Here is a 24,836-nt window from a genome sequence, read left to right on the forward strand (position 1 = left end):
TCAATTTATTCAATCATTTTATAACTACGATTTAATACTCATTAACGATATACTTTTCAACAAATTTTAAACAAGTATAGATGCATAGATGCAACGTCTCCTTCAGGATTTTTCCATTCCAGCAGTTTTCGCTGGCTTTATTACATTCTTAATCGGGATTAGTGTTTCCGCCGTCCTCGTTATTCAAGGTGCACAGTCTTTAGGTGCCAATACCGCCCAAATCAGTTCATGGTTCTGGGCTCTAGGGCTTGCCATCGGCCTCTCTGGCTTAATCTTGTCTTGGAAATATAAATATCCTGTTGCCACGGCATGGTCTACACCCGGTATTGCACTGATTATTGCATCGACTGGACATTACGATCTTTATGAAGCCATTGGGGCATTTTTGGTCTGTGGTATTGCCATTGCTGTGGTCGGCTTTTCAGGGATTTTTCAAAAGCTTTTGGCGCATATCCCACAAAGCTTAACTTGCGCGATGCTTGCTGGGATTCTATTAAAGTTCGGTATTCAGATTTTTAGCAGCTTAGAAAGTCATCTCGGCTTTATCTTAAGTATGCTCGTGATTTACTTGGTGTCAAAACGCTTATTCCCACGTTATAGCATTGTACTGACCGTCATTTTAGGTGCGGCCATATGTCCCCTGTTTATTGATTTTCAACTCCAAGCCATCACATGGTCTCTAACTCAACCTGTATGGATGCAACCTTCATTTTCGTGGTCTGCGATCTTGGGTTTGGCTTTGCCTCTGTTTGTGATCAACATGACCTCACAAAACTTACCAGGCATCGCCATGATTAAAAGTTATGGCTATCATCCGCATGTCAATCAATTGGTGGGTTGGACAGGTGTTGCACATACTGTTTTTGCGCCTTTTGGCTGCTTTTCAATAAATTTAGCAGCAATTAGTGCAGCAGTGAGCTTAGATGATCAAGTGCATCCTGATCCAAGCAAACGTTATATTGCAGGTATCAGTTGTGGTCTGTTCTATATTTTGATGGGACTTTTTGCGGCGACCTTAGTCAGTTTATTAATGTCATTTCCGCAGATTTTTATTGTGGCACTTGCAGGAATTGCGCTATTTGCAACGATTAGTCATAACATTGCAGTGGCTTTTTCAAATGTAGAAGAGCGTGAAGCAGCATTATTAACTTTTTTATGTAGCGCTTCTGGTGTTCAATTCTGGGGCATTGGCTCTGCATTTTGGGGCCTGTTATTGGGTATCTTGGTACTGCTGCTCTTTAGATTTAAAGCAAAAAAATAAGCCTTAGTTGACTAGGATCTGTTGACATTTCAGCCATGTCTTGCGTTATCAGCTAAAACAACATAAACAAGGCATGAAACGCAGGTAATGGTAGTCCCCTTGCCAAGTTTCATAACGCAGTTTAGGGAAGTTTTAGCTATAACCCTACGGGACAGAGACATTTTTTGTCGCAATGAGAGCTATAGCTCGTAAGGTGAAATATCAACAGACCCTAAGGCTTATTCAACACTAGAGAGGCAAATTGTGGATTACTTTTCCTCTAAATCTTTCTGCGCTTCTTCATCATTGAGGATTCGGGCAGCCTGTTGAGGGCGAATTAATGGCGCCGTTGGTCGTGGATGCGTATGGGTATACTGTAAGCCGACGCCTGCATAGACATCATCCGCTGCAATTTCAGTTTCAAAACGCTCTTCATCACGATCTCGAATTTCATCGGTAATCCGTTGTACTTCGTCTTCGTCAACACCCAATTCTTGTAAAATCACACCACCGAACTTGATTGCTGATTCAAAGGTTTCACGGATCATATAATCGACTTTCTGTTTCACTAAGTAGAGTGAATGCTCACGGTCATACGAACGCACCAACAGCTTTGCCAATGGAAATTCGTGTGTTACCAACTCCACAATCCGATTCGTCGTTTCTTTACTATCCACACAGACGACGATGGCTTGCGCCGAAGATGCACCAGAGGCATGCAAAATATCTAAACGGCAGCCATCGCCATAATAGATTTTAAAACCAAACTTTTCCGCGTTTTGAATCATATCAATGTCATTATCAATAATAGTGACATCGACCCCACGTGCCAATAAGAGTTGACTGGTTACTTGGCCAAAACGCCCAAAACCGATCATCAAAATACTACCGCTCAAGCCCTCGGCAACACTGACATTGTCCAAATTGACTTGATCTTTGGTTTCCGTGAAGCGTTTGAAAATGATGCCTAAAATAGGTGTCAATACCATCGATAACACCACAATTGCAGTCAAATTCGACTTCACCGAATTATCAATCACTTGGGCACTTAGCGCAGCAGCAAAGAGTACAAAGGCAAACTCCCCTCCTTGTGCCATTAACAGTGCACGATCCAGTGCTTCCGTATGCGAACTTTTGGTGACTCGCGCTACGATATAAATCATTAGGGCTTTAGCAAACATCATCGCCAATACGCCACTGATAATCAGCTGCCAGTTTTGCGCAACCACGGAAAGATCTAAAGACATGCCTACACCAAGGAAGAACAAGCCCAGTAGCAGACCACGGAAAGGTTCAATATCCGCTTCAATTTGATGTCTAAAGGTCGATTCAGATAACAGCACGCCTGCCAAGAATGCACCCATCGCCATAGATAGACCACTGACTTGCATCAACAATGCGGCACCTAAAACCACAAGAAGTGCTGCAGCAGTCATGACTTCACGTGCCTTAGCAGCGGCCAACAATCTGAATAATGGATTGAGTAACCAATAACCGGCTGCAATTAAACCCGCTATTGCAATAAGCCCAAGGCCGATACTTTCTAAACGTGTTGACGTTGTTTCGACCACATGGTTGGGTGCCATAAAAGCAACAATTGCCAGTAAAGGAACAATCAATAAATCTTCAAATAATAAAATGGCAACGATCTTTTGACCTTGGGGCTGGGCAATATCACCCCGATCGCCCAATAGTTGCATCACAATGGCCGTCGAGGTCAAAACAAAACCTGCAGCACCAATGAATGCAACTTGCCAGCTAAAACCAAATAGCAAACCAACGCCTGTGAGAGCTAAGGCACAAGCAACAATTTGCAAAGTTCCTAAACCAAAAATTTCACGCCTTAAGCTCCATAAATGCGAAGGCTGCATCTCCAGACCAATGACAAATAAGTACATCACAATGCCTAATTCGGCGATATGCAGAATCGAGGCAGAATCATGGAAAAATGCAAAGCCGAACGGCCCAATAATCAGACCCGCAATTAAATAACCTAATACTGAACCTAAGCCAATCCGCTTAAAAATAGGAACGGCAACAACCGCTGCCGCGAGGAGCACCACTGGTGCAATTAAACTAATAGAATGTGCTTCTGAACTCATACAGTTCTCATTGTTATCTAGCTGCTTTCATTTTATGTGAAACATTACACGTTTTATATATCATTTATGAGACAATGTATCTCAACTCATTCATTTAACAGCTTTTAAATCACCGCTTTTTCAAGAATAAAACAATGGCTTAATTGATTGCATTTTTATCCCAAAAAGCCTGTCTGATTTGTGGCATTGCATTGAGGTGATTAATAATATGCTGAGCTTCTTCAGCATCGATTGAGGTTGCAATTAGCGTCACTTCAATCTCAACCTCTTTTTCCCCAAATGGCGTGACATCAATATCTTTCGCAGGATAATTATGATGCTTTAAGGTGAGATTCAATTCATCCATCACTGCCTTACTATGGCTACGATCACAAATGATATAAATCACATGCAAAACCTCAGTGTCATCGTCTAACGGGCGACGATCAATCACATGCACGATCGGACGCAATAAGGTGTTGGCCGCCAGAATAAATAAAGTGGCAATAATGGCCTCAACAATCAGGTCTGCACCAGCAGCGGCTCCTACAGCTGCCGAGCACCACAGTGTAGCAGCTGTATTTAGACCATGAATATTGCCTTCCTGACGCATAATCACACCTGCACCCAAGAAACCAATCCCTGAAACCACATAGGCAATCACACGGACAGCCCCATCTGCCCCTGTGAGATTAATTGCAATATCTACAAAAATCGCAGCTCCCACGGCAACCAGTACATTGGTTCTCAATCCCGCCGTCCGCTGTCGATACTGACGCTCTATACCAATTAATGCACCTAAAGCGAATGCCGCGACAAGGCTAATTAATGTATCAACGATATTAGATAAATCAATATGTTGTAGAAATTTCAATTGCATTATGCACCTATTGTTTTATTGCCAGCCGTAACGGCGGATGTACATTGTTTTGACCCATTGTGTCAGACACATATAGGCAATCAAGATAAAAGGTAAATAGAAAAAATAGCTCAGTGGTAAAGCTTCCAATTTCAAATAACTTGCTAAAGGCCCCATTGGTAAGAATATACCAATACACATAATGATGGCAGTCATGACTAACAATGGTGCTGCTGCACGGCTTTGAATAAATGGAATTTTAGCCGTACGAATCATGTGCACAATCAAGGTCTGCGTCAACAAGCCCACAACAAACCATCCAGATTGGAACAAAGTTTGCTGTTCTGGCGTATTTGCAGAAAATACAAACCACATTAATGCAAAAGTAAGGATGTCAAAAATTGAACTAATCGGCCCAAAAACAATCATGAAACGCCCCACTTCCTCAGGTTGCCAACGTTGTGGTTGAGCAATCAATTCTTCATCGACATGGTCAAATGGAATCGCAATTTGAGAGATATCATAAAGCAGGTTCTGGATCAGTAAGTGAATGGGTAACATCGGTAAAAATGGAATGAAAGCACTGGCTATTAATACCGAAAAAACATTACCAAAATTTGAACTTGCTGTCATTTTGATATATTTCAGCATATTGGCAAATGTTCTACGTCCTTCAATCACACCTTGCTCAAGTACCATCAGACTTTTTTCAAGCAAAATTAAATCTGCTGATTCTTTTGCAATATCAACCGCCGTATCAACAGAAATACCAATATCCGCAGCACGAATGGCAGCAGCATCATTGATACCATCTCCCAAGAAACCAACTACATGCCCATTGGCTTTAAGTTGTTCAACAATTCGTTCTTTATGCACGGGACTAAGTTTGGCAAAAATATGATACTGTTCTACTGCTCTTTGAAGCTGTTTGTCGGTCAGTGTTTCAATCGTACTCCCCAATAAAACCTGTTTAAAATCGATCCCAATCTCACGGCATACTTTTTGAGTGACGAATTCATTATCACCTGTCAGTACTTTCACCGTTACACCGTGTGCATGTAAGCTTTTTACTGCTGCCATGGCTGACTCTTTTGGTGGATCAAGAAAAGCAACATAGCCAATTAAAATAAGATCACTTTCATCGGCGACCGAAAAGTTTTCCTGTGCATTTGAAAACTCGCGATATGCAACCGCTACAACACGCAAACCGTCCTTATTATAACGCTGTGTTAATGCTTCAATGGCCACTTGTCGTTGCTGAGTCAATGCTTCAATTTTTCCGTTAACCTCAACATAACGGCAAACTTTCAGCATTTCTTCTACAGCCCCTTTGGTAATCATTCTGACGCGATCTTGCGGTGTCTTTACGACCACAGACATGCGACGACGATCAAAATCAAATGGCACTTCATCTACTTTTTTAAAGTGTAACTTTTGCGTTTTAATGTCTTGGCCAACTGCTTCCAGCACCGCCACATCAAGCAGGTTTTTGAGTCCAGTTTGATAATAACTGTTTAAGAACGCCTGCATTAAAACATAATGTGAAGTTTGCCCATGTACATCAACATGCTGAGATAAAAAGATTTTGTCTTGTGTCAATGTTCCTGTTTTATCTGTGCAGAGTACATCCATCGCACCAAAGTTTTGAATTGCATCCAGCCGTTTAACAATCACTTTCTTTTTAGAGAGAAAGACCGCACCTTTGGCCAAGGTTGAGGTCACAATCATCGGTAACATTTCTGGTGTTAACCCAACCGCAACCGAAAGTGCAAATAAAAATGCCTCGGTCCAATCACCTTTGGTAAAACCATTAATAAATAAAACAATTGGGGCCATGACCAGCATAAAGCGAATCAGTAACCAACTTACTTTATTGACCCCCATCTGAAACGATGTGGTTCCCCGATCTGTCGCTGTCACTCGATGTGCCAAAGCACCAAAATAAGTTTGAATACCTGTACTGACCACCACAGCGTGGGCTGAACCAGACACGACATTGGTTCCCATAAATACAATATTTTCCAGCTCAAGTGCACTCTGCTCTTGCAGGTTTTTTTGCACGGGAAACTTTTCTACCGGCATGGATTCACCTGTCATTGCTGCTTGGGAAACAAACAAATCTTTGGCTGTTAGAATTCGGCAGTCTGCGGGAATCATGTCTCCGGCTGACAACAAGATGACATCACCAGGAACCAAATACTGAATCGGCATCTCAAATTGAGTATTTTTTTGGTTTTTTACATCAATCCCATAACGTTGTTGCATCAATGTCAGATCGTCATAACTCACTTGATGACGTAACACTGTTGCCGTATTACTGACCATGGCTTTTAATGCATCGGCCGCCTGATTAGACTTGGACTCTTGCCAATAGCGCAACAAGGTTGAAAGTATCACCATCACACTAATAATACTGGCACCGGTTAGGTCATCTGTCAGAAAGGCAACCAAAGCGAGCAGGCTCAATAAAATATTGAATGGATTGCGATAGCAGTACCAAAGATGTTGCCACCAGGTCAGTGGCTTTTCATGTGCAATTTCATTTAACCCAACGCGTTTCTGTTGTGTATTTGCCTGTTGCTCAGTTAAACCCGAATTTGAACTATTTAATTGTTGTAATAATTGTGCTGGATCAAGCTGTGCAGCATCCACTAACCGAGCGGATAATGTTTTACCAATTTCTTGGGCATAGCTTGATTGATGTAATTCTTTAAAGGATTGACTCCGTCCAAAAAAACGCATGAGATGGAATCTTTTGAGAAATGCAGTAAAAAGTCGTTGCCAGAGTTTCATGTCGAAATCCTCTTTTTTAGGCATGCAAAGGCCTTGACCTTATTTTCATCAATAAAGTCGATTGAAAAATATAATAAATTTAGGAAATAACGAAGTTGAGCATTCTTAGAATGAAGGGGTAAAACTTAACCCAAGCCCAAACCATCTCTGTCGAAAGGCATGTAGACGCTCGCCGATTGCGGCTTCTAATACAAGGGTATTTGGAATGAGGCTGTAATTCACAGCAGCTTGAATAAAGGGGGCTTGACGGTCTTGATTATAGGTTTCTGCGCTCACGCCGAAACGGTCAGATAAAGAATAATTGGTCGCAATCCCCCAACGGATTAAACTGGCATGATCCGGACCATCCTGATAACCAATATTGGTATTGAGTCCCAAGCGTTGATCAATCAGATTAAAACTCATTGGTACATTGAAAAACCAATCTAGATCAGAGCGCTGCTGGGATTGTTCATCACGTGACAACATCAGGCTGGTGGCAACGCCCCAGCGGTTGTCCATCGGCTTTAACACGGTTTTCGCTTGAACAGAAAAACCATGCACATTATCCACATCTTGGGTCGCGTGATAGCCAAGCGAGACTTCAAAATTTTGCCCTAGATTACAGGCTGGCGTGATCTGATAGGAACTGACCCCACCCTTTAGAAATAGATATGACGATTCTAATTGACAATGATGTGCTGCGGTAATTGAAGCATCATCGGTATTTAACAGTGGATCTGCCTTGCTCTTTTGAGCGAGCAGCAATACCCCACAGAGTAAAAATACGCTGAGCGCATAATACCATTGAATGGAAGCGTGTAAAAACATAGGCTTCTCCCCATTTTTTAGGTGGGAAACTAAACGGGCTGTAGTCAATACAATAAATTTTTGCTGATATGTAAAAATTTTATAAGTGAGGGAATAAATATATAAATTTTATCAAAGCTATCTCATTGCAAGATAGCCGACCTAAAAGGCTAACTTGCTCAGTATTCGCTTTGGTTTAAAAGATAATTAAACCCGAACCTCGAACAACTTCCCATTTAGGATCTCCGTTGAATAAACTCATCGGCATTATAGGGGAAGTTATTAGATTAACAAGCCCCTTTTTATGAATTTTTTATTGCAACACGACATTCGGTGCTACAACGTTTTATCGCTTAAAGCTCTCTCACCACCACTGTTTTGGCCATTTTGTCATGCCAACCCTGTTTCTTAGGATCAAATGCCACCCAAATCAAACCAATAAAAAACACCAAAGTTGCTGGGAAATAGCCAATATAACGGATGACCCCTTGACCTACAGCAATATGTTTACCTGTTTTTTCATCCAAGACTTTTAAACGCAATAAACGTTTTCCTGGTGTCCCTGCGAATTTAATCCAGCAAAAGATGTAAAAAGCTGCTGTGATGATTTGCCATACCCAATCCCATGTCGACATAAACTGGAATGATGAGAAACCATCTGAGGCAACAGTAGTATCACCACCACCAAAGATCATGGTTAAAGGAATTAACGCGACAATGATAATGATCGAATCAATAATTGCTGCGCCAACACGTATCCAGAAACCCGCATACTCATATTGTTGAGACATGTTTCCCCTCTCTGCATTATTTCTATAAAATATTAATAAATAATAACCTGTTGCAGTATTTATTTATATTATCTTTTGTTGTAATTCTCGCTCAAAAAAATCAATGGTTCGTTGCCAAACCACTTGTGCTTCCGGCATACCGCGACTCACGCTACGAAAACCATGCGGCATATTATAGGTATAGGCTTCCACACGATCACCCAATTGTTGAATGAGTTGATTGCGCTTGGCCGCAGGACAAAATGGATCAACGTTTGACCAGTGTCCTTGTAATATACGGACGTCATCTAAAGATTCTTTTTTCGGTACGCCTGCCCCTTCGATTCCTAATGAGTGGTGATACACCACAGGCGCCAACATATCGTCTCGTTTGGCCATCTGAATCACATAGCCCCCTGTGAGACACTGCCCCAACATCCCCAAACGCCCATTTGATCGTGGATCTGCTTTTAATGCATCCAGTAATACATGAATTTCCTGATTCACCCCACTATCCGCAGCATTGCTACGGCCTGCCTTACTCACCATGGCACGAATACAATATTTGACTGCACCACCACTAAATAAATTAGGCACATAGACCAAATAGCCCCGATCAGCCAAGTCTTGAGCATCTTCACGATAGACATCCAAAATACCGAATAATTCATGCAGCAATAATATGGCAGGTGCTTTTTCTGAGGTTTGAGCAGGTGCATACACTTCAACTTCAATTTGACGTGTCGGTAATGTGATTGTTTTTATTTCCATTGCAGTCATCCGTTGCGTTCGAATGATTTTTATACTATTTCTGACAATACCAATTGTCAAATAAAAAAGGATGTCTGACGACACCCTTTTGGCATTCATTCAATCAGCTGGTTAAATACTTAATAAACTGTTCAAAGTCTCTGCCACATTTTTCGATTTTACTTTAGGCTGTAGGCCTTTAAGTGCCTGTTGCACTTGGCTACGTTGTGGTTCAGCCAAGGTGTACCAACGTGACAACACTTGCAATAATCGAGAACCCAAAATTGGATTTTTCTCATCCAGATAAGCGGCAAGCTCGATGAAATGATCGACACCAAAGCTCCAAGTATTGACTGGGTTGGCAGCCAAACCACCACTCACTGCACGGATACGATTCGGTGTTCCCAAATCATAATCAGCATGTTTGGTCAGATACTCAATGGTTTCTGCTGTTGCACACGGGTTCGATGCCTGGATACTAAACCATTGGTCTAAAGATAAGGCTTCATCTTTAAAACGGTTATAGAAATCAGCGAGCGCTGCTTGCGCTTGTGGTGCATCGTTCCACACCAAAACACGTAAGGCACCTAAACGCTCAGACATATTACCTGTTTGTTGATATTGCGCATAAGCCAACTCAAAGACCGATTCATCACCTTGACGTGCCAGCATGTTGAGCATGATATTTTTCAATGCTCGCACGCCCATTGCCAAAGAAAACTCTTTCTGTTGCGCTGGATCGAGGGCTAAATAGGTGTCTTTCCAGAATGAGCCCAACTCACGCGCTAAACGATCCAGTACCGCTTCACGTTTTTCACGAATCAGTTCGGGTTCATAATCCTGATCAATACGGCTGCCCAAGTAATTTTCACTTGGTACATCTAATAAACGCGATGCCAATAACGGATCTTGATTCACTAATTCTGGCAAGGTATTTTTAATCGCCTGAATATAAATATCTGCCTTATGATCGTCTAATAAAATCCGTTCCAATAAGGTTTGTGTAGCTTGCCATTGGTTAAAACCATTGGTTTCATGCTGAATCAGAAAGGCAAGATCGTCATCGGAATAGTCAAATACCAAATTCACAGGTGCCGAGAAATTACGCAATAACGAAACGACAGGTTGCTCAGTCACTCCTGTAAATTCTATTGTTGCCTCGTCTTGATCGAATAAATACACCCCATCTTTGACCTCATTCACAAACAAGTCTGTGCCGTGCAAAGTATATTGCTCACCCGTATTGGCATTAAATAATGCCAAAGCCACTGGAATTGGTACTGCTTTAAGGTTTGGATATTTTGGATGCGCTTTCAAGCTTTGTTTGAAGCTTAGACGATAAGTCTGTGCTGCAGCATTATATTCACCTTTGGCTTCTAACTTTGGCGTCCCTGGCTGGTTATACCAAGTCAGGAAATTAGAGAGATCAACACCCGAACCTGCACTTAATGCAGCCACCCAGTCTTCAACCGTAACCGCTTGCCCATCATGGCGTAGGAAATATTCATCAGTCCCTTGACGGTATTTTTCTTTGCCCAATAAAGTGGCCATCATGCGGTTGATTTCAGCACCCTTCTCATACACCGTAGCAGTATAAAAGTTGTTGATTTCAACAAAATGATCTGGGCGTGGTGGATGCGACAATGGGCCTGCATCTTCTGGGAATTGATGCGACTTTAACACAGCCACATCGTCAATGCGTTGAACAGCGGCTGATTGTAAGTCTTCAGAGAAAGACTGATCACGGAAAACCGTTAAACCTTCTTTTAAGCACAATTGGAACCAGTCACGACAGGTAATCCGGTTGCCTGTCCAATTGTGAAAGTATTCATGTGCAATCACCGACTGGACTCGCATAATCGCAGCATCGGTGGTGTATTCTTCATCGGCAAGTACACAAGAAGTATTAAAGATATTTAAACCTTTATTCTCCATTGCCCCCATATTGAACTGACTCACTGCCACGATCATATAGTTATCGAGATCGTAAGGACGCCCATAATGTTCTTCATCCCAGCGCATTGAATGCTTTAAGGCTTCCATCGCGATGTGACATTTTGGAATATCTTTTTCAATCGCATAAATCTCCAAAGCAACATCACGGCCTTCGGAGGTTGTATAACGATCTTTCAATACTGCTAAATCACCAATCACACAGGCAAATAAATAACTCGGTTTTTTGGTTGGATCTTGCCAGATCGCAAAATGACGGCCTTCTCCAGCCTCACCCGTTTCCAATAAGTTCCCGTTTGCAAGCAACACAGGATATTTCTTGTCTGCTTCTACCCGTGTGGTAAATTCAGCAAGCACATCTGGGCGATCTGGATAGAAGGTAATTTTACGGAAACCTTCAGGTTCATTTTGAGTGACAAATAAATCCCCTGCCTTGTATAGACCTTCAAGCTGAGTGTTCGACTCAGGATGAATGATCACTTGCGTTTGTAGAATGACCTGATCTGGTGCATCAGTGATCACCAATTGTTCACTGTCCAGATCATATTGCTCGGCACTCAGCGTCTGACCATTAAGTTGAATTGATTTGAGTTCCAGATCACGACCTAACAGAACCAATGCACCTGCGGTCTGACGTTTCATCACCAGTGTAGAATCAACAACGGTATGATCATCATAAACCTGAATATCCAGATTGATGGATTCAACCAAGAATGAAGGCTTTTGATAGTCTTTTAAATAAATGGTTTGATCTGCCTGTACAGGGGGCTGCGCCGCAATATTCATCAGTATTCCTTATCTTTCATCATGTCGGATGGTCTTGTTGGCAAGACTCTTGATGAGTCGATCATACGCCAACTTACAAAAGCTGTCTTTAGAGCCACGTACCAGTTTTAAGAATTTTATTGGGTTTACTTTTCATCTTTTCAAATTTATTGAGCAAATCGCGTGCCGTTTAGACAAAATTACAACATGGTTTTCCATTCTTAAATAAATGCTACAGAATCGAATGGGTTTTATCGCTCAACTTACATTTTTTTCTGGCGTTTTACATTTTGTGCACGGTTATTGCTTAAGTTTATATGCCAATGTAGGTAATACAATAAAACATGTGAGGGTATGACGATGGAATTAAAAGCACACTTATATCGTTTAGAAAATATCAAGGCGATTCACGATCTAGCGAAAGCAGGCGTGGATCATCATGTTATTTCCGTTTTTTTAACTGCAGAAGGAATTGAATTGACCGCATTAGAAGTGACCAATATCGTGAACACCTATGACGCGCTTGGTAAAGAAAAATTACCGAGTAAAAAAGTACAAGCACTCATTGCTGCAAAAAAAATCGGTCAGGAGGACGAAAACTTACCATGCCCAGTTTAATCATTCACTTTAACCAAAAAACCTCGAAGCGATTTCGAGGTTTTTTTATAACTATTTGATTATGGTGTTGCGTTATCAGTACGCAACCAGACGACTGTACGACCCAATGCTGAAACGCCCATATAACCACGCATACGTAAACGTTTACCTTCGCCTGTTACCACGCCTTTGCCTTTATAGATACGGCCAGATGTCGGCTCCAATACTCGACCATCAATATAAGAATCAGGTTTATCTGGATCTTCCCTAAAGCCCGATAGAATTTCTAGGCCTAGAATCGGTTTATTGGTATTCGGTGCTGCGCATTTAGTGCAATTGGTCAGTGCAATGCCATGTGAGTTTGGATAACGATAAACAATCTTCCCATGATAACGGCCGTCATTTCCTTTACGGATTTCTACGATTGAGAGTTGTTCACCTGTCCGTTCTTCGATACTTTTCCAGTAGCCCTCAATTGAAGCTGCAAAAGTCGTTGCGCTTGCACAAGCAACAGTGAGTCCCATGATTCCGTTCATGAGCATACGATTTAGCATATTAACCCCGTCTAAAAAAAGAAACCTATTCATCTTTATAGGTTTAATGCACGGAAATTATCACACTTTTTAATAAGTTACACTGTACGCTAGCGTTCATTTGTATAAGAAATGAGTTATCTATTTGCTGAACTTTAAACAATAATCGTTATTGTTTAGTACAAATAAAAAAGCCCAAACAGGTCGTTTAGGCTTTCTAAAGAACGACAGAATGAACCGTACCGGGTTTGTCGGAGAGTCAATATTCTGAGAGACTATCCCGATGACAAAACCAAACTATACCCCCGAAATTAGAGAAAGAGCGGTTCAATTACTAATTGAATCTGAAAAAGATTATCCTTCTACTTGGGCAGCAATCACAGCTATTGCTCCTAAAATCGGTTGTACTCCTGAAACATTGCGTGTTTGGTATTTAAAGCATCTGGATCAACTAAATCCTGCCAAAGTACAACAGATATCTGACCAAGAAAAAATGAAGCAAATGGAACGTGAAATTAAAGAATTAAAACGTGCCAATGAAATTCTACGTAAAGCAGCCGCTTTTTTCGCCCAGGCGGAGCTCGACCGCCCACACAAATAATGGTGGATTTTATCCATAACAATAAAGATCGATATGGTGTTGAAGCGATTTGTAGAATTTTACCGATTGCACCTTCAACCTATTACCGAACTTTAGATCTCACTGACAATCCAGAACATCGAGCGAAACGAGATCTACATGATGAGTATCATGCTGAACAAATTAAACGAATTTGGAAAGAAAGTTCAGGTCGATATGGTGTACGTAAAGTTTGGCAAAAATTGAAACGTGAGGGTTATGTTATTGCACGTTGTACAGTTGCTCGATTGATGCAAAAGCTAGGTATACAAGGTGTTTGGCGTGGTAAGAATAAACAAACCACCCGTAACCGAGATGACCAAAAACGGGCAGATGATTTAGTGAAACGTAATTTTAATGCTGATCATCCAAACCAACTATGGGTGGGTGACTTTACGTATATTCAAACTCATTCAGGCTGGGTATATACCGCATTTGTTATTGATGTGTTCTCACGAGCAATTGTTGGATGGAAAGTATCTACACGGATGAATACAGATATGGTGCTTGATGCATTAGAGCAAGCATTGCATGATCGAGGCATGCCAAAGAATGTGATTCATCATTCCGACAGAGGTGTGCAATATCTTTCCATTCGCTATACCAATCGTTTAGAAGCAGCAAATTTACGAGCATCAGTCGGTACAACGGGTGATTCATACGATAATGCTCTGGCTGAAACGGTGAATGGCTTATACAAAACAGAGGTGATTGAATATTTAAAAGCAGATTGGCAAGGTTTAGCAGATGTACAACTTGCGACACTAAACTGGGTAGATTGGTTCAATAAAAAGCGTGTACACAGTGCACTGGGTTATGTATCGCCTTTTGAGTTTGAAGCAATGTACTATGATAAGATTAACCCGTTAGGTCAGGTGGCTTAACTTAAATAAAAAAGTCTCCGACAAACCCGGTACGGTTCAGAATCCGTTAAGGATTCGCGCTGTCGGTTCGAATCCAAACTTGAGTGCGCCCAAGTGCAGAAATCCCCATATATCCTCGCATACGCAGACGCTTTCCATCAGCACTCAATTGCGCCTTACCTTTATAAATATTACCTGTTTTAGGCTCAAGAACTCGACCATCAATATATTGATTCGGATTTTTCGGATCTTCTTTTAGCCCCCATGCAATTTGCAGTCCCAAAATGGGCTTATTTTTAAATGGTTCAGGACATTTAACACAGTGGGTCAATACTGTAGCACCGCCAGGAACGGGATAACGATAGACAATCGTTCCTGTATAAGTATTATCGGGTTTCTTTTTAATTTCCACGATTGAAAGCTGCTCCCCTGTACGATCATCAATACTTTTCCAAAACCCTTCTGGGGTTGAAGCAAAACTAAGTGTCGTGAATACAGTGAAAGAGATGCCCATGATTCCTTTCATGAGGGTGTTTTTTTGCATAATGAACTCCGTAATGCAAAACCGATCCGTCTATGGCTTCATTTTTATACGAATGTTCAGAAACAATCAACATAGCAAAAGATCATTTAACTATTTAAAATTGAACAAAGTTTTAAGTAATTCTCAGAATTTTCAATTAATGGTTATGGCTTGGCACTACGCACACAAATCCACTTTAAGATTTGACTTAAAGTAGAAACTCAAATAGTGCTCTACATCTCAGCAACAATTAGGTCGCCTTGATGTGATGAAGACTCCACCTATTTGAGTGTCCACAATCTCGTCTATAATTTTTATCTATCTATAAACTTTGCATCACTCTACGGATACAGCATGTATAATTCTCTTTTTTAATGGTCGCAGGTTTAAAATCAATGGATTTACAGACTCTACAAAAACAGTTAGATGAAAGTAGCCATTGCCCGCTGTGCCACGCGTCAATGTTCTGGATTGAAGCAGAACAGTACAACCAAGAATTTCAATTCCACGAATGCAGCCACTGTCAACATCGTGTCTTTAAAAGTGACAGCAAACTGAATTGCCATTGTGCTCAATGCACCGCTCAACGGAAAAAACAAACCCAGCAGACCATTTTACAAGAACAGCGAAAGAACAAAGTTAAAGACGAAGTCATTTATAGTCTGAATCAACTGAGTTTTTTACATAAATTATTTTTGCTCAGCCTGCTAGATAACTATGCACGCGAAGACATACAGCATGATGAGCTGATTCATTGGCAGAATATTAAATATCGAGAATTTACACCCAACTATTTGTTCCAGAATCATTTAGTTCAAGAATTACTGAAACTCGGAGTATTTAAGTCACAAGATAGTAACTTGGAAACTGAACATTTTTATTTGAATGTTCGACTGGATGGCTATTCTGACCCTAGCTTGTTTAGTGTCACTCAACAATTGCGGCACTGGTTTTATGAAAATCTGAGTCTAGGAATTCCCTTTAAAAACACCGATGAGGTCAAGGATGCTCTCTACCTCGTGCTTTACCAAGAAATTGTACAATTCATGCAGTTCTATTGTCGAACTTGGGGCATCCAGATTGCAGGTAGCCGTCCTTTCCAAGCTTTTTGTTACCGTTTAATGGAAGGTCTCGCTGTCGGCCAAATTTTTTATTTGATTCAAACCGCATTAGAATATCTGCATAAACAGAATGCTTTGCAGCCAAGAAATGATAAATTCATTAATACCAATTTATTAAAAAAGACCTTGGAACAATATCGTGAGCGTGCCTTAACTGAACGTTGGGAAACCACGACCTTACCAAGACCCTATACCATTCCATTTAGTAAAATGAGTGAAGTGCTGCTGTTTAAATTTTTGGGTTACGACGAGAGCATTTTTATTCAGCCGGTCTGGAAATCTTGGCGAAAAATCGAACCTCGCCTAAGTTTCTACTCGGTCAAACGGTGCATGTATTGTGGTTCAAATGACTTAATTGTGGATTATGATGCCGAAGATTATGTGTCATTAATTTGTCGTCAATGTAAGCATCAAGATCATTATTTCACTCGCTAATAAAGACCTTATTCAGGATATGTCATGTCACACAAACAACAACTGATTGATCAAGTCATCGAAGCTTGGCGTGCCTTACAACAACAAACGCCTTTAGTGCAATGCATGACCAATAGCGTTGCCAACAATTATGTGGCAAATATCTTACTGGCAGCAGGTGCATCTCCTGCCATGATTGATAATCCATTTGAAGCCGAAGATTTCACCAAAATCAGTGCCGCCTTAAGTATCAACCTGGGTACACCCACCACCGAACAGACCCAAGCCATGTTGATTTCAGCTCAAACGGCTCAGCAGCAGCAAGTGCCTTGGGTACTTGACCCTGTCGGTTATGGTGCAGTGTTAAAATGGCGCAGTGCAACGGTCGATCAACTGTTAACATTCCAACCTAGTATTATTCGCGGCAATGCTTCGGAGATCAGTACCTTAGCGGGCAGCCAAATCCAATCTAAAGGTGTCGATAGCACTTTAAATAGTCATGAGGTTTATGCACAAGCCAAAAGCCTGTTGCAGCACACTGAATGTATTGCAATTTCAGGTGAATCAGACTTCATCATCTCTAAACAATTCGATGCTGTAATTCAAGTCAATGGTGGCTGTCATTTACAACCTAAAATTACGGCAACAGGGTGTGCCTTAGGCGCATTAACCGCAGCCTATCATGCAGTCAGTCATCCAACCATTGCTGCACTTGCCTCACATGTTCATTTTGCCATTGCAGGTAAACTGGCTTATGAGCATGCACAAACCGTTGGCAGCTTTAATGTAGCCTTTTTGGATTATGTGCATATGCTGGATGACAACCTGATTCAGCAATATGTCGATATTAAAATCCTTTAAAACGGTTTGATTCCGTAAAAATTCATTGCTACGGCTAAAAAAACACATCAACTGATGTGTTTTTTTATTCTGGGCTTGAATGAACAATCTGCTGATTTAGCTTTCTAATCTAAAAACGGATAACGTTTTCATAATGCCGAGGATCAAGACGAATCATCAGCCCTGCAACAATCACGACCATCGTTAAATGCCAGATCCATCCTGCGGCATAAGTTCCCGTCATACCATGCAATACCGCAACCCACCACGGCGCAAGTGCCGCCAGTAGAAAGCCACCACCTTGCATCAAGGCTGAAAGTTGACCCGCATGCATTGGATCAGCCAAATGGTCGAGCACCACAATCATCAGCAAGGCAAAACATCCGCCTAAGCCCGCTCCCACGGTAATCGCCCAGAGATAAGGCAAAGCATCTGCAAAAAAGGCCAAGCCTGAAAAGCCAATCAACTGCAAGATCAAGGTGATCGCAATCCAAATACGGCGATCTTGATTGTTACGGGATAAATAAGGCAATAGCAATGCGGCTGCCGCTTGGCTGAGCGTTAACACAGCCATCAATTTGCCACTTGCGGTTGCAGTCCAACCCTGCGCTTGAAAAGCAGGTGCCAGCCAAGCCACAATCGAGCTATAGCCACCGTTGATCAAACCAAAACAACTGATCAACAACCATGTCCTCGGTTGTTTTAACAGTGCCGATACCGAAGGCTTTTTTTTCTGCTGCTGTGCCGCTTTGGTCAAAAAGCAACTTGCAAATGCGAAAGCCAGTAATGCCGGCAAGGCAAAAATAGCCAGCCCGATTTTCCAGTCAGCACTCGTGTTTGTGACTACAGGCGCAATGACAGCACCAAGCGCCCCACCGCCCATCAGCATCGCAGAATAAAGCCCCATCATCGGACTGAGATGAGCATGGAACTCTCTTTTTATTAGACTGGGAAAAGCGGCTTGAACCACAGCCACGCCAAAACCAATAATAGCTGCTGTTCCAATTAAAGCCCATCCATTGGGTACAATGAAACGCAAGCCGCATCCTAAGCAAATCAGCCCTAAGGCCCCGAGAATGGCACGGCGTTCACCGATCGCGCTTTGTATCGCAGGACCAATAAATGCAATTAACCCCATCAGTAACATTGGCACCAGGGTTAATAGTGCAATGCCTTGTAAACTCAATCCAGTCGTTGTTCGAATCTGATTGGCAACAGGCCCAATACTGGTCATAAAGGGTCGGAGGTTCAATCCCACCAAAGCAACGGTTAAGATCAAAAAAGATCGCTGATTTATCCTATTCATGTTTTAGCTGCACATCAATCATGTGATGGATTTCCAATAGCGGTACAAATCGGGCTTTGTTTCAATGCGTACAGGCACATAACGGATTATCATCGACTGCTCTGCAAAAGGTTTGGCTAAGTCAGCATAGATCGCTGCCGTTGATAAACCATAGGCTTCAGCATCCTCATTGGAGTGTGCATAAGTCACGCTAGTAATTCCCGCCATACGCATCGCTGCCATACACATTGGACAAGGCTGCCCACTGGCAAAGACAACACAACCGTACAAATTGGCTGTCCCCAATTGCTGGCTTGCGGCACGTATTGCCAAGAGTTCTGCGTGTGCGGTGGGGTCATTACTTTTCAGTATTTCATTGACAGCTGACGCAATCACTTGGCCATCTTTCACCAAGATTGCACCAAACGGCCGTCCACCTTGCTCGCAATTTTGATAAGCCAGTTCAACGGCCTGACGTAGAAAATCGGTATTCTGTTGCACGTCTATGCTCCAATTATTTTGCTTTTGCGCCTGCACGCAGTAACGCTTTTTCGATATGGCTACCTGCGGCATTGGCTTATGCCCGCGCCAATCAACTGAATCGAATCACATGGCCGTGTGAGCATGCCCGTATCGGTATTGCTGCCAGTGGTAAAGGCTATCTGGATACCATTGAAGCCTTGCGCATTCTCGGCATTGAAAATGAAACCGCGCAACAACTGGGATTACGGGTTTATCAGGTTGCACTGATTTGGCCTTTAGAACCACAAGGTCTGCGTGAGTTTGCCGAAGGTTTACAAGAACTAATTGTGGTCGAAGAAAAACGTCCGATTCTAGAAGCACAGATCAAGGATGAATTGTATTCCCTACCTGATAAGCAACGTCCACATGTGATCGGCAAAGCAATCCATGGTAAAGGTGAATGGAGTACCTCATTTGAGGACGCTCCATTGATTGGTCATTACGAGTTCCAACCTGAACCGATTGCCAAAATGTTGGCAGCACGGTTTTTAAAATTAGATTTGCCCGAAAGTTTAAGACAGCAAATCCAGAGTCGTATCGATTTATTGCAAAAAGCTGAGCAAGAATCACGCCGTGTGCTGGATCTGGCTGAACGTAAACCCTATTTTTGTAGCGGTTGTCCGCATAACACTTCAACAGTCGTACCAGAAGGCAGTCGTGCACTGGGCGGCATCGGTTGTCACTATATTGCGGTGTCACTGGATCGAGGCACAGAAACCTTTTCGCAAATGGGTGGCGAAGGTGTCAGTTGGGCGGGTGCCTCACATTTCACCAATGAAAAACATATTTTTGCCAATCTCGGTGATGGCACCTATTTCCACTCTGGCTATCTGGCAATCCGGCAAGCCATCGCTGCAAACATTAATATTACCTATAAAATTCTCTATAACGATGCGGTCGCCATGACTGGTGGTCAGCATGTCGATGGACACCTCAGTGTCGCTCAACTGACCCGACAACTGGATGCTGAAGGCATTAAAAAACAAGTCATTGTCACGGATGAACCTGAGCTGATCCATGCCGAAGAACATCTTGCGCCGCATGTCGATATCCGCCACAGAAATGACCTCGATGCCGTGCAACGTGAATTACGTGATATTTCAGGTGTGACCGCTTTAATCTATGTGCAAACCTGTGCCAGTGAAAAGCGTCGTCGCCGTAAACGCGATATGTATCCTGATCCAGCTGAACGTCTTTATATCAATAGTGACATTTGTGAAGGCTGCGGTGATTGTTCTAAAAAATCCAATTGCCTATCGATTGAACCTGTAGAAACCACTTTGGGTACCAAGCGTCAAATTAACCAAAGCAGCTGTAATAAAGATTTCACCTGTGTAGAAGGTTTCTGCCCAAGCTTTGTGACCGTTCATACCCGTGATATGAAACGCCCTGCCAAATTTGAAGGCTTTGCTGCGGGTTGGCCTGATCGCCCCATCATTCCTCAACTGACTGATACGCCGAGTCGTATTATGGTGGGTGGTATCGGTGGTACAGGTGTGGTCACTGTCGGCGCTTTACTGGGTATGGCAGCTCATCTGGAAGGCAAAGCCACCCGAGTCATGGACATGGCTGGGCTGGCACAAAAAGGCGGTACGGTATATTCCTATATACAAATTGCCACCGATGATGCACAAATTTCATCGACTAAAATTCCAGAACATCAATGTAATCTATTGATCGGCGCCGATGCTATTGTCGCAGGTAGCAATGCCGCACTCTCCCGTTTAAAACAAGATGCAATGGTGATCGTCAATGAAGACGGCTCACCCACCTCTGACTTTATTAACAAACGTGACTGGTATGCACCGATTAATGATTTAATCGATCGTCTGCGCGGCCGTGTCCAACAAGGGAAACTGGTCTCCTTACCTGCTGCACGCATTGCAACCCAAGTATTGGGGGATGCCATCTACGCCAATCAGATCTTGCTCGGTATGGCATGGCAGTCAGGGCAAGTTCCTTTGCTACGTGAAAGTATTGAAAAAGCCATCCAACTGAATGGCACGGCGATTGACAAAAATCTTGAAGCCTTCCGTATCGGTTGTCATCTCGCCAGCGATCCAGACTTAGTCACTGCTTTACTCGCTAGCCTGCCGAAAACCAATACGCCACAAACACTCACTGAACTCATCAACGATCGCACGATACGTCTGCAAGACTATTGGAATGAGGCTTATGCGAATCGCTACAGAATGCTGTTAGAACAAGTGGCTAAATTGCTTCCTGAAGCATTGGCAAGCACCATCGCAACCCAACTGTATCGTGTCATGGCCTATAAAGATGAGTATGAAGTGGCGCGTTTGCTCACTGGCACAAGCTTTAAAAAATCAATTGAGTCGCAATTTGGTCGTGGTGTCCGTCTTTCCTATCATCTTGCACCACCGACCTTGGGTACTGATCAAAATATCCGTAAACGTATCTTTGGCTACTGGATGCGCTTTCCAATGATGTTACTTGCCCGTTTACAATGGCTGCGCGAAAGTTTCTTTGATCCATTTGCACGTCAACAAGAACGTCAATATGAGCATGCATGGCGTGATCGTTATATCGCCTTTGTTGAAACTCTGATCTCATCGCCAAACAGCTATAATTTAGTTGTTGCAGAACAGATTGCCGAATTACCTGCTGAAGTCCGTGGTTTTGGACATATCAAAATGCAAGCCATGCAAGCCGCAAACCAACGCTGGGATGAGTTGTCAGTTGATCTCACCAACAAAGTTTAAGTACCAATAAATCGCTGACTGAGTATATTCAATAAAATATCTACTCAGTCAGCTGATTAAAAATCAACATCGCTCTGGATCAGTACCGTATCTGTTTGATGGCATGTTGATCCAGACGCATTGTAAAAATCCCAGAGCTAACAAACCCTAAATTCCATAGACGATAAACCCAGAATAGAGCACGCATCGAATAGAAATTTAATTGATGCATCCCTCAAATAAGTTAAAGTAACTCTACTTAACTTGAATGCTCAAGTTAAAAAAACTGACAAGAAATTGCGAAAATAATGATCAAGGAATAAACAATGAGCCGCCTCGAGTTTCAGTGGAATGATCCCTTTTTAATTGAACAACAACTAAGTGAAGAAGAACGCATGATTCGTGATACAGCCCATGCTTTCTGCCAAGACAAGTTAATGCCACGGGTACTTGATCAATTCCGTCATGAAACAACCGATCCGCACATCTTTAGGGAAATGGGTGAACTAGGCCTGCTCGGACCCACCATCCCAGAACAATATGGTGGCGCAGGCTTAAATTATGTGAGTTATGGTCTGATTGCCCGTGAAATTGAGCGCGTAGACTCGGGCTATCGCTCAATGGCCAGTGTGCAAAGCTCATTGGTGATGGTGCCCATTCATGAATTCGGGACTGAGCAACAAAAACAAAAATACTTACCTAAACTGGCCACAGGTGAATGGATTGGCTGTTTTGGTCTAACTGAACCCGACCATGGTTCAGATCCAGGCAGTATGGCCTGTCGCGCCAAGAAAATAGCAGGTGGCTACCGTTTAACTGGCACCAAGATGTGGATTACCAATAGTCCGATTGCAGATGTTTTTGTGGTGTGGGCCAAAGAGGTTTCGCCTGAAGGCAATGTCGGTCCAATTCGTGGCTTTATTTTAGAAAAAGGCTGGCAAGGGCTTTCTGCGCCTGCAATTCACGGCAAAGTCGGCTTAAGAGCGTCTATTACGGGTGAAATTGTGATGGATCAAGTTTTTGTCCCTGAAGAAAATGCATTTCCCGAAGTTCGTGGCTTAAAAGGCCCTTTCACCTGCTTAAACAGCGCCCGTTATGGTATTGCTTGGGGCGCCATGGGTGCAGCTGAATTTTGCTGGCATACTGCACGCCAATACACACTGGATCGAAAGCAATTTGGCAAGCCACTGGCTGCCAACCAACTGATTCAAAAAAAATTAGCCGATATGCAAACAGAAATTGCGCTCGGCCTACAGCTTGCCCTTCGTTTTGGTCGAATGAAAGATGATGGTATTGCCTCAGTTGAAGCGACCTCTCTGATTAAACGCAATAACTGTGGCAAGGCCTTGGAGATTGCCCGTTTGGCGCGAGATATGTTAGGCGGAAACGGAATCAGTGATGAATTTGGTGTCGCCCGTCATCTGGTCAATCTTGAAGTTGTGAATACTTATGAAGGCACCCATGATGTGCATGCCTTGATCTTAGGCAGAGCTCAAACAGGACTCGCAGCGTTCTAAAGCGCTAAGTGACGACTAAAAATAAAACGGCGAGCATCGACGCTAGATAGCTCGCCCTATCATATCTTGATCTTATCTAAGTCAATACTGGTACACTGATTAAATTGGGCGAAACGCTGTAATTCTCGTTCTAATGCAAGCAAAAAATCATCTCGATTTTGCATCTTGGTATCTTCTAAATGCAAACTTATCACTTCTAATCTTTGTTCACGACGATGCACTTTACAGTCGATTCGTCCAACAAAATCATCCGCATAAAGCAACGGTAAGCAAAAATAACCATATTGTCGTTTGGCCGCAGGTACATAGCATTCAATCCGATAATCAAAGTCAAATAAGCAACTTAAACGTTCCCGATGAATCACCAGATTATCAAACGGAGACAAGATTTTAACCTCCGCTTCAATCTTGGGTTCATGTTCCAACACGGCGCTGGCCACATAAACCGTTTGCCCACTTTCCAGATTGATCAGATTGATCACACCTGCATCAATCTGTTCGTCCAAGAGTTTACGCATGATGTCACGTAAATCTTTATTGGTTTTTAAATGCAGCAATTGCTTCCAGGTAAATACACCATGGGCACGTATGGTGGTATCCAATAAATATTGCGCATATTCCTGTAAAGTCGGTGTACTGACATCAAGACCCTGCGGTATGCAACGTTCAGTCAGGTCATAGACTTTTTCCATGCCATTACGTTCACAGATCATTAAATCGCCTTGCATGAATAGCTGTTCAATCGCCTTGCGACTCGGTCCAGCATTCCACCAGCCTGCTGATCCTTCCCGTTTTTCCTTCTGCATATTTCTAAGTCGGATTCTGCCTTCGGCCTTCACCTGAGCCAGAATCTCATGCATCAGTTTCTGATCGCCTCTTGAGAAATAACGGCTTTCCCCATTACGAATAGAATCCATTAACGGCAGAGCATAACGATAATCCCGCATTGGTAAATAAGATGCGGCATGGGCCCAATGTTCAAAAATCAGTTGATCTTGTACCAGTTGATTTAAATGACCCAATTGATAATTCGGCACTCGACTCCACAACACATGATGATGGGCACGTTCCACTACAGAAATGGTATCTATTTGCACATAACCCAGATGTTCAATGGCTTGTTGTGTACCTAATAATCCTTCAGCAAAGCTATTATTTTTTTCTAAGCCTTGATGAGATAGAGCCAAGCGTTTTAATAATGAAATCATAATATTGTCATTTAAACAGGGTTCATCAATCAAGATGAACGAAAGTGAAATAATAGCAGTTATTCAAATTAACATAATCATGCCAATCCCTT

The 24,836-nt window shown here is 42.5% G+C and carries 19 protein-coding genes and 1 other annotated feature; of the genes, 7 read left to right on the forward strand and 12 right to left on the reverse strand.

From position 1 onward, the window contains the following. Nucleotides 1–88 precede the first annotated feature (88 nt). Nucleotides 89–1,261, forward strand: a complete 1,173-nt coding sequence (locus F907_RS05650; protein WP_016652695.1) for a benzoate/H(+) symporter BenE family transporter — start codon at nucleotides 89–91, stop codon at nucleotides 1,259–1,261. 248 nt (nucleotides 1,262–1,509) lie between these two features. Here the strand turns inward: F907_RS05650 and F907_RS05645 are convergent, their stop codons facing one another. The 7 genes from F907_RS05645 to pepN all read right to left on the reverse strand — a co-directional run bounded on the left by F907_RS05645 (nucleotide 1,510) and on the right by pepN (nucleotide 12,021). Next, entirely contained in the window at nucleotides 1,510–3,342 is a 1,833-nt protein-coding gene (locus F907_RS05645) for a monovalent cation:proton antiporter-2 (CPA2) family protein (RefSeq protein ID WP_016652696.1), read from the reverse strand. A gap of 139 nt (nucleotides 3,343–3,481) precedes the next feature. Continuing rightward, entirely contained in the window at nucleotides 3,482–4,201 is a 720-nt protein-coding gene (locus F907_RS05640) for an MgtC/SapB family protein (RefSeq protein ID WP_005271345.1), read from the reverse strand. A 15-nt stretch (nucleotides 4,202–4,216) separates the two neighbouring features. Next, nucleotides 4,217–6,973 (reverse strand): magnesium-translocating P-type ATPase, encoded by a 2,757-nt coding sequence (mgtA, locus tag F907_RS05635; protein ID WP_032862144.1) that lies wholly within the window; start codon nucleotides 6,971–6,973, stop codon nucleotides 4,217–4,219. 105 nt (nucleotides 6,974–7,078) lie between these two features. Then, a complete protein-coding gene (locus F907_RS05630) occupies nucleotides 7,079–7,783 on the reverse strand; it encodes a hypothetical protein (protein ID WP_016652698.1) in 705 nt (234 codons plus the stop codon). A gap of 332 nt (nucleotides 7,784–8,115) precedes the next feature. Further along, nucleotides 8,116–8,553: an RDD family protein gene (locus F907_RS05625; RefSeq protein WP_016652699.1), complete on the reverse strand. Its 438-nt coding sequence runs from the start codon at nucleotides 8,551–8,553 to the stop codon at nucleotides 8,116–8,118. A 63-nt stretch (nucleotides 8,554–8,616) separates the two neighbouring features. After that, nucleotides 8,617–9,303 carry a dienelactone hydrolase family protein gene (locus F907_RS05620; RefSeq protein WP_016652700.1) on the reverse strand — a complete coding sequence of 229 codons (687 nt, stop codon included), beginning with the start codon at nucleotides 9,301–9,303 and terminating at the stop codon, nucleotides 8,617–8,619. A 111-nt stretch (nucleotides 9,304–9,414) separates the two neighbouring features. Next, nucleotides 9,415–12,021: an aminopeptidase N gene (gene pepN / locus F907_RS05615; protein ID WP_016652701.1), complete on the reverse strand. Its 2,607-nt coding sequence runs from the start codon at nucleotides 12,019–12,021 to the stop codon at nucleotides 9,415–9,417. A 339-nt stretch (nucleotides 12,022–12,360) separates the two neighbouring features. Between pepN and F907_RS05610 the strand changes: the two genes are divergently transcribed. Continuing rightward, the gene (locus F907_RS05610; protein ID WP_005053401.1) at nucleotides 12,361–12,618 is read left to right on the forward strand and encodes a hypothetical protein; all 258 of its coding nucleotides are present in this window, start codon (nucleotides 12,361–12,363) and stop codon (nucleotides 12,616–12,618) included. 59 nt (nucleotides 12,619–12,677) lie between these two features. On the opposite strand, the gene F907_RS05605 is transcribed toward F907_RS05610, so the two are convergent. Then, nucleotides 12,678–13,151 carry a DUF2147 domain-containing protein gene (locus F907_RS05605; RefSeq protein ID WP_005240817.1) on the reverse strand — a complete coding sequence of 158 codons (474 nt, stop codon included), beginning with the start codon at nucleotides 13,149–13,151 and terminating at the stop codon, nucleotides 12,678–12,680. A gap of 262 nt (nucleotides 13,152–13,413) precedes the next feature. Here F907_RS05605 and F907_RS05595 point away from each other — a divergent pair. Next, nucleotides 13,414–14,633 (forward strand): IS3-like element ISAba19 family transposase gene (locus F907_RS05595; RefSeq protein WP_087486619.1). Its coding sequence is split into 2 segments (ribosomal slippage): nucleotides 13,414–13,690 and nucleotides 13,690–14,633, totalling 1,221 coding nucleotides; the frame shifts between segments, so codons are not numbered across the junction. After that, nucleotides 13,689–13,805: a sequence feature (AL1L pseudoknot), on the forward strand. Its footprint overlaps the gene before it by 117 nt. Nucleotides 14,634–14,679: 46 nt before the next feature. On the opposite strand, the gene F907_RS05590 is transcribed toward F907_RS05595, so the two are convergent. Continuing rightward, nucleotides 14,680–15,156 (reverse strand): DUF2147 domain-containing protein, encoded by a 477-nt coding sequence (locus F907_RS05590; protein WP_005240816.1) that lies wholly within the window; start codon nucleotides 15,154–15,156, stop codon nucleotides 14,680–14,682. Nucleotides 15,157–15,530: 374 nt separating this feature from the next. Between F907_RS05590 and F907_RS05585 the strand changes: the two genes are divergently transcribed. Next, complete coding sequence (locus F907_RS05585; protein ID WP_005271361.1) at nucleotides 15,531–16,691, forward strand: hypothetical protein; 1,161 nt, start codon at nucleotides 15,531–15,533, stop codon at nucleotides 16,689–16,691. Nucleotides 16,692–16,715: 24 nt separating this feature from the next. Further along, nucleotides 16,716–17,531, forward strand: coding sequence for a hydroxyethylthiazole kinase (gene thiM, locus F907_RS05580; RefSeq protein ID WP_016652702.1), 816 nt, complete (start codon nucleotides 16,716–16,718; stop codon nucleotides 17,529–17,531). Between the two features lie 109 nt (nucleotides 17,532–17,640). Here thiM and F907_RS05575 read toward each other — a convergent pair whose 3' ends face one another. Both F907_RS05575 and F907_RS05570 read right to left on the reverse strand, forming a co-directional pair. Then, the gene (locus tag F907_RS05575) at nucleotides 17,641–18,816 is read right to left on the reverse strand and encodes a cyanate transporter (protein ID WP_016652703.1); all 1,176 of its coding nucleotides are present in this window, start codon (nucleotides 18,814–18,816) and stop codon (nucleotides 17,641–17,643) included. Nucleotides 18,817–18,834: 18 nt separating this feature from the next. After that, nucleotides 18,835–19,296 (reverse strand): nucleoside deaminase, encoded by a 462-nt coding sequence (locus F907_RS05570; protein ID WP_016652704.1) that lies wholly within the window; start codon nucleotides 19,294–19,296, stop codon nucleotides 18,835–18,837. On the opposite strand from F907_RS05570, the gene F907_RS05565 reads away from it, so the two are divergent. After that, nucleotides 19,212–22,040 (forward strand): indolepyruvate ferredoxin oxidoreductase family protein, encoded by a 2,829-nt coding sequence (locus tag F907_RS05565; protein ID WP_265596787.1) that lies wholly within the window; start codon nucleotides 19,212–19,214, stop codon nucleotides 22,038–22,040. The two genes, F907_RS05570 and F907_RS05565, sit on opposite strands and share 85 nt — an antisense overlap. A 305-nt stretch (nucleotides 22,041–22,345) precedes the next feature. Further along, nucleotides 22,346–23,536: an acyl-CoA dehydrogenase gene (locus F907_RS05560; RefSeq protein WP_016652706.1), complete on the forward strand. Its 1,191-nt coding sequence runs from the start codon at nucleotides 22,346–22,348 to the stop codon at nucleotides 23,534–23,536. Nucleotides 23,537–23,595: 59 nt separating this feature from the next. Here the strand turns inward: F907_RS05560 and F907_RS05555 are convergent, their stop codons facing one another. Next, the gene (locus tag F907_RS05555) at nucleotides 23,596–24,744 is read right to left on the reverse strand and encodes a winged helix-turn-helix domain-containing protein (RefSeq protein ID WP_016652707.1); all 1,149 of its coding nucleotides are present in this window, start codon (nucleotides 24,742–24,744) and stop codon (nucleotides 23,596–23,598) included. Nucleotides 24,745–24,836: the final 92 nt, after the last annotated feature.

Source organism: Acinetobacter colistiniresistens (genome assembly GCF_000413935.1).
Lineage (GTDB): Bacteria > Pseudomonadota > Gammaproteobacteria > Pseudomonadales > Moraxellaceae > Acinetobacter > Acinetobacter colistiniresistens.

Coding starts and splice junctions, on each gene's coding strand:
- mgtA (WP_032862144.1), bottom strand. CDS start 6,973: ATGAAACTCTGGCAACGACTTTTTACTGCATTTCTCAAAAGATTCCAT.
- F907_RS05585 (WP_005271361.1), top strand. CDS start 15,531: ATGGATTTACAGACTCTACAAAAACAGTTAGATGAAAGTAGCCATTGC.
- F907_RS05645 (WP_016652696.1), bottom strand. CDS start 3,342: ATGAGTTCAGAAGCACATTCTATTAGTTTAATTGCACCAGTGGTGCTC.
- F907_RS05605 (WP_005240817.1), bottom strand. CDS start 13,151: ATGCTAAATCGTATGCTCATGAACGGAATCATGGGACTCACTGTTGCT.
- thiM (WP_016652702.1), top strand. CDS start 16,716: ATGTCACACAAACAACAACTGATTGATCAAGTCATCGAAGCTTGGCGT.
- F907_RS05610 (WP_005053401.1), top strand. CDS start 12,361: ATGGAATTAAAAGCACACTTATATCGTTTAGAAAATATCAAGGCGATT.
- F907_RS05575 (WP_016652703.1), bottom strand. CDS start 18,816: ATGAATAGGATAAATCAGCGATCTTTTTTGATCTTAACCGTTGCTTTG.
- F907_RS05640 (WP_005271345.1), bottom strand. CDS start 4,201: ATGCAATTGAAATTTCTACAACATATTGATTTATCTAATATCGTTGAT.
- F907_RS05650 (WP_016652695.1), top strand. CDS start 89: ATGCAACGTCTCCTTCAGGATTTTTCCATTCCAGCAGTTTTCGCTGGC.
- F907_RS05620 (WP_016652700.1), bottom strand. CDS start 9,303: ATGGAAATAAAAACAATCACATTACCGACACGTCAAATTGAAGTTGAA.
- F907_RS05630 (WP_016652698.1), bottom strand. CDS start 7,783: ATGTTTTTACACGCTTCCATTCAATGGTATTATGCGCTCAGCGTATTT.
- F907_RS05590 (WP_005240816.1), bottom strand. CDS start 15,156: ATGCAAAAAAACACCCTCATGAAAGGAATCATGGGCATCTCTTTCACT.
- F907_RS05625 (WP_016652699.1), bottom strand. CDS start 8,553: ATGTCTCAACAATATGAGTATGCGGGTTTCTGGATACGTGTTGGCGCA.
- F907_RS05555 (WP_016652707.1), bottom strand. CDS start 24,744: ATGATTTCATTATTAAAACGCTTGGCTCTATCTCATCAAGGCTTAGAA.
- F907_RS05560 (WP_016652706.1), top strand. CDS start 22,346: ATGAGCCGCCTCGAGTTTCAGTGGAATGATCCCTTTTTAATTGAACAA.
- pepN (WP_016652701.1), bottom strand. CDS start 12,021: ATGAATATTGCGGCGCAGCCCCCTGTACAGGCAGATCAAACCATTTAT.